The following is a 4,883-nucleotide window of genomic DNA, read 5'->3' on the forward strand; positions in this document are numbered from 1 at the left end:
GTGGGGGAAGCGTGGTGATGGGGAACAATTCTCATAAATCTTGACTCCAAACTCCAAACTCCTAACTCCTAACTCCTAACTCCTAACTCCTAACTCCTAACTCCTAACTCCAAACTCCTAACTCCTAACTCCTAACTCCTAACTCCTAACTCCTAACTCCCAACTCCCAACTCCTAACTCCCAACTGCCAACTCCCAACTGCCAACTCCCAACTCCCAACTCCCAACTCCTAACTCCTAACTCCTAACTCCTAACTCCAAACTCCTAACTCCAAACTCCTAACTCCAAACTCCTAACTTTTAAATTATCGTTCCATCAGGAATCACGGCATTTTTCAGCACAACGACGATACCGCTGCGGATGTAAAAGCCTTGACTTTCGCGTTCAGCTTCTTGCACGTTATCTTTATTGATAATTTGCACATCGGAGCCGATACCGGCGTTTTTGTCAATGATGGCGCGGCGAATTGTGGTGTTAGCACCGATACCCAAGGGAACTTCACCATTTTGGCTGTTTGTATGTCGTTCGGCGAATGCTTGATAGTAATCGGCTCCCATAATTAAAGTATCTTCGATTACGCAACCAGATTCAATACGCGATCGCACTCCCAACACTGAATGATCGATTCGGCAATTTTTCAGAATGCAACCTTCCCCGATCATTGATTGGGAAATCTGGCAATCTAAAAGTTTACTCGGAGGTAAGTAACGAGCGCGGGTATAAATTGGAGATTTTTCATCGTAGAAGCTAAAAGGTGGTAAAGGTTGCTGAGTCAGCGCCAAATTAGCATCATAAAATGATTCAATTGTTCCAATGTCTTCCCAGTAGCCATCAAATAAATAAGCTTGAACGTTGTGATCTTTAGCTGCATCTGGAATAATTTCTTTACCGAAATCAGTGCTTTCTAAAGATTCTTTCAACAACTTAATCAAAACATCTTTTTTAAAGACATAAATCCCCATTGAGGCGATGTATGGTTGATGTTGAGCTTGTTCTGGTGTCAAACCTAGTACAGTAGTATCAACACGCATGTTATATAAAGCATCGCCTTTGGGTTTTTCACTAAAGTCGATTACTCTACCAGACTGATCGATTTTCATCAAGCCAAAATCGGAAGCGCGGCGATCGTCCATCGGGATAACTGAGAGAGTAATATCAGCTCCTGTTTCTCGATGACGCTGCACAAACAGGCGATAATCCATACGGTAGAGGTGATCGCCTGATAGAATGATAAATTCCTCTGCGTCCCATTCTTGCAACATCCAAATATACTGACGCACGGCATCCGCTGTACCTTGGAACCAATTGGGATTTTCTGGCGTTTGCTGTGCAGCTAGCACTTCTACAAATCCTTCATTAAAACCAGAAAAGTTGTAAGTACGGGCAATGTGACGGTTTAAAGACGCTGAGTTGAATTGGGTCAGAACATAAATTTTGAATATTTCGGAATTTATGCAGTTACTGACAGGAATATCTATTAAGCGGTACTTTCCTGCCACGGGTACCGCTGGTTTAGCGCGTAATTTGGTAAGCGGATAAAGACGAGTACCCGCACCACCACCAAGAATGATTGCTAATACTTTTTTCACAAAATTTCTCCCAACTGCCTTTCAACTCTCACATACAGTTTAGGACTGTCTGAGACCGCTGGTAAGGGGGGATCGTATAAGTTTACGGGATGTTTTTAGTCATGAATGGGACAGGTTATTGCGGTGTCATCGATCGCGTGTATTAATTTGCGCTATTAAATTATAAAAGGCTCACACGTTTCATACCGTAGTGCTGATTCGCCAGATGCAATGTTTGTGACAGTTTCACATGCTCTACCCAAGGCAGATCGGACAATTGGGAAATAGCACTAGGAGATAGTGTTGCCGTGAATACTTCTTTGCCATTAGTAACTCCACTGACACCCAAATTTTCTAAAGCGGTAGTTTCGGCATTTGAAACTGGCTTGGTATGGATGAAAACCTGCAAGCTGTGTTCTTCTGTGTTTTCAACGTCTTTAAGTGCCATAGAGAGTGGGGCATCTAATTTCTGATAATTCATATTGCGACGACTCCCAAGTAAAATGGTAAAAAGGGTAGGTTTTTTCTAACCTATAGCCAAGCTACCAAATTTATCGCTCTTTAGCCCCTATCGTTATACAGACGTAATGTCATGCCTTCTACCTCTGATTACAGATTTAGCGTGTTGGGTCTACATACCCAATATTTTAGTTAGAGTCGGCAGATAAGTTTTGAGCGCTTTTGCTAGTTTACTGGCATCAGTCAGTCGCGTGGTGAGGTTTTGTTTGTGCTGCACCCAAACGAGCGATCGCTATCATCAAATTCCTTTCTTAATCGCATTTCAAGATTAAAGTGAAACATATTTTGGATCAAAATTTTCGTGAAATGGTATAAGCAACAAGGGCAGACTTTTTGCCTACCCTTGTACAGACCTGATTTCCTGTGCTTTGATCGTTAACTACAGATTTTTGGCATCAATCAATCCAAAGCCCCATTTACTATCAAAGGTTCCCGCTGCTTTTTTAGGGATGGAACTATGTTTACGTAACAATTCTTTAACACCCGCTGGATCAAGTTTGGGGTTACGTTGCAACAACAGTGCCACCAAACCAGTAACAAAAGGTGTTGCCATACTAGTGCCAGCGGAAACGACAAACTTAGAATTAATCATCGACGATCGCCCAAAACTTTGAGCAGTAGATGAAAGTGTAGAAACAATCATCGCTCCTGGTGCTGCGACATCTGGCTTTTGGGCGTCATTCCGCAGGGGACCTTCACTGCTAAAATCAGAAATATTATGCAATTCCAAGCCTATTTCTTGAGGTTTGGCATCAATATCTGTATATTTCACTTTAGTAGTGTAAGAAGCCACAGTAACCGCACTCTTGCAAGCTCCCGGCGAACCAATTTTCAGAGCATCTTGTATACTTTTACCTGTGAAAAATACTGCCGAATTGTCATCTAGCGTCCACACATCCAAACGTGTTTCACTCGAACCTGTGTTACGTATCCGCAATTGCCAAATACCGCCCATAACTGGCATTGTACCATTACCGCGAATTTGCACAAAGAAATTATGGTCGCCATTCATCGGATCGGGTCCTGGTGTGGCTATTTGCACCTGTGCATCTGCCAATTGGTAATCTTGGGTGGGATTGCCTTTGGTAATGATTTTTTGGAAGGGGGTAACAAAACCGTTGGGAGTCCGCACAGATATTTCTAACTGACCTTTGCCAGAATACCAACCATTTAACCAAGCAATGCCTACTTGGTTTTGAGGAACATTAAAGCGGATATTAGACATGCTACTGGTAGAGACTTTGGCTTGAGCATGAATGTTGTCGTTACCCTCATTACCTGCGGCACAGCAGACAATTCTTCCAGGACCAGTTTCCTTATCAATGATTTTTGATAAGGAATCGCTGCCATCATGAGCATCAGCGTGTCCGCCCAAGCTTAAATTTACTACTGCTGGGCGGTTCATTTCACCAGCAACGCGGAAAATGTAACGAACTGCATCGGCAATGTGAGCATCTTGTAAATCGCTTTTAACGATGACTAATTCTGCTTTTGGTGCGACACCGCTATAAGTGCTGTCAGCAGACGAGGCAATGCCGGCAACGTGGGTGCCGTGTCCTTCTATATCCTGAGAGATTGTCAGTTGGTCTTTGCTTAATTCTGCTCCGTAAGCTCCCTCTTTCACACCGGGACCTGGTAGAGTTTGATCCCAAATGCGTAAAATTCGACCTTTAAAGGCAGGGTGCTTCGGATCGATACCGGTATCTACAATGCCGATGACGACTTTTTCCCCTGTGAGTCCGGTTTTGTTCTGAAACTCTGACAAATGTACGTCTTTTTTCGCGACATCCATCCGCAGATGCATTTTGCGTGATGGCTTGATGCGATGGACAACAGCTTCTTCAGATAAAGGGTCTAAACTACTCAGGGGTAAATAAGCAGTCCGCACACTTCCGGTGTTTTGGTTGACTTCGATACCTTGTTGTAGAAGGTGTCTGAGGTCAGCGTCTTCGTCGCAGTAAATAAAAACGATGCTCTTGGTTTGCTGCATAGCGTTTCTGGGTGCCAAGATACCAAGCGATCGCGTCTGTGGAGTTAAAGCTTGCGCTCCGTAGCGTTGGTAATCTTCATACGCTAACAGCAGACCAGGTGAAAGTTTATCGTGTCTCATTTTTACCTCAAATTATGTTGAATTCCTGTAAGCAAAGTATTGATTTTAGCAGCATCAGCACCAAGCGCATTAATTCACACAAGCTGATTTTTGGCGCTTTAATTACGAAATTGCCACCATAGTCATCTATAATTTTTCTAGACAACATTCAAAAAGTTACAAGTTGCAAAACTTATAATTCTGCACCTCATAATTACTAGCTGCGAATACATACTGTGCTTCATCAATAATCTCTCCATTCAAGTGTTTTGGTGTGGCTTGGCTAAAATTTATCGGTTCTCCATCTGCCATAATTACCAAATTAAGCCACTAATAATTATAATCAGCAAAAAAATGCTCCTTATTGATTCACCCCCAGCATCACAGATTACGGAAAAACTTGAATCAAGAAAAATAAAAAATTATTAAGCAATAAAATACAAGAAATCTTAGTACAAATTAATACATTAGTTTGTGACAAGCAGGCAAAATTAAAGTGATATAATTTACGATGCTTTTTACGTAGGGTGCGTTAGGACGTTCCGCCTAACACACTCTACATCTAAACTTACGTATGTGCTAACTCCAAACTCCAAACTCCTAACCCCAAACTCCTAACCCCAAACTCCTAACCCCAAACTCCTAACCCCAAACCCCAAACTCCTAACCCCAAACCCCAAACCCCAAACTCCTAACTTCTAACTCCG

At 42.5% G+C, this 4,883-nt stretch carries 4 protein-coding genes; all 4 read right to left on the reverse strand.

All coding sequences use genetic code 11. The features are described 5' to 3' along the window. Window positions 1-299 precede the first annotated feature (299 nt). The 4 genes from OGM63_RS16105 to OGM63_RS16120 all read right to left on the reverse strand — a co-directional run bounded on the left by OGM63_RS16105 (window position 300) and on the right by OGM63_RS16120 (window position 4,488). Window positions 300-1,589, reverse strand: a complete 1,290-nt coding sequence (locus OGM63_RS16105; RefSeq protein WP_263746606.1) for a glucose-1-phosphate adenylyltransferase — start codon at window positions 1,587-1,589, stop codon at window positions 300-302. A gap of 160 nt (window positions 1,590-1,749) precedes the next feature. After that, complete coding sequence (locus OGM63_RS16110) at window positions 1,750-2,016, reverse strand: hypothetical protein (RefSeq protein ID WP_263746607.1); 267 nt, start codon at window positions 2,014-2,016, stop codon at window positions 1,750-1,752. Between the two features lie 450 nt (window positions 2,017-2,466). After that, window positions 2,467-4,197, reverse strand: coding sequence for a S8 family peptidase (locus OGM63_RS16115; RefSeq protein ID WP_263746608.1), 1,731 nt, complete (start codon window positions 4,195-4,197; stop codon window positions 2,467-2,469). A 156-nt stretch (window positions 4,198-4,353) separates the two neighbouring features. Then, entirely contained in the window at window positions 4,354-4,488 is a 135-nt protein-coding gene (locus tag OGM63_RS16120) for a hypothetical protein (protein ID WP_263746609.1), read from the reverse strand. Window positions 4,489-4,883 lie beyond the last annotated feature (395 nt).

Origin of the sequence: Plectonema radiosum NIES-515, assembly GCF_025753815.1 — a bacterium.
In the GTDB taxonomy this organism is placed as follows: domain Bacteria; phylum Cyanobacteriota; class Cyanobacteriia; order Cyanobacteriales; family Nostocaceae; genus Hassallia; species Hassallia radiosum_A.